This is a genomic window from Campylobacter sp. US25a, from assembly GCF_004379075.1.
Taxonomy (GTDB): domain Bacteria; phylum Campylobacterota; class Campylobacteria; order Campylobacterales; family Campylobacteraceae; genus Campylobacter_D; species Campylobacter_D jejuni.
In genome coordinates this window covers 1-608 of record NZ_RYYM01000078.1, presented here as the reverse complement: position 1 = coordinate 608, position 608 = coordinate 1, and the positions used below count along the sequence as shown (strand labels likewise).

Here is a 608-nt window from a genome sequence, read left to right as displayed (position 1 = left end):
ACTTTAAAACCTGATGAATTTGGTATGCTTCCTTTTATAGATGAAATTATGGGAGTAGATTGGGTGATTGATTATAATAAATATAGAATTGCTCGTGATGAATCTGGGGATATATACAAAGCCTTAAGAAGTGATATAGTTGAGGGTAAGATAAAAGATCCAAGGGATATAGATTCTACTTATGAAAGCAGAAGAGAATTTGATCATCATAGGGGAGGGTATTATAATGGCATGGTAACTGGCTATGGAACCGATACACCTAATGATTGGAGTGAAGAAGAAGCACAACTTTTTAATGATACTTTAATATTACATGCCAAATTAGCAGCCCTAACTCCTCCTCAAGGTTATCCTAATGCACCTTATTATTTTACCCCTGAAAATCTAGAATGGTATTACAAAAGACACAAATTAGATGCTAAACTTGATCCAAGAATTCCTGCTATTTATAGATATAATTTTCCGCAAGAACTTCGAGCTAAAATACTAAAATTTGGCGAAGAAAATGGCATTAAAGATTAAAGTAATTGCATAGGCAGACTAGCTACAACTATAATCATGGAAGATGGTTTATATATAGGATGAAAGGATAAAAATGAGTGAAACTT

1 pseudogene is annotated in these 608 nt (G+C 32.9%); it reads left to right on the top strand.

From position 1 onward, the window contains the following. Positions 1 to 522: pseudogene (locus ELQ12_RS09810) on the top strand (hypothetical protein); the annotation flags it as partial. Positions 523 to 608: the final 86 nt, after the last annotated feature.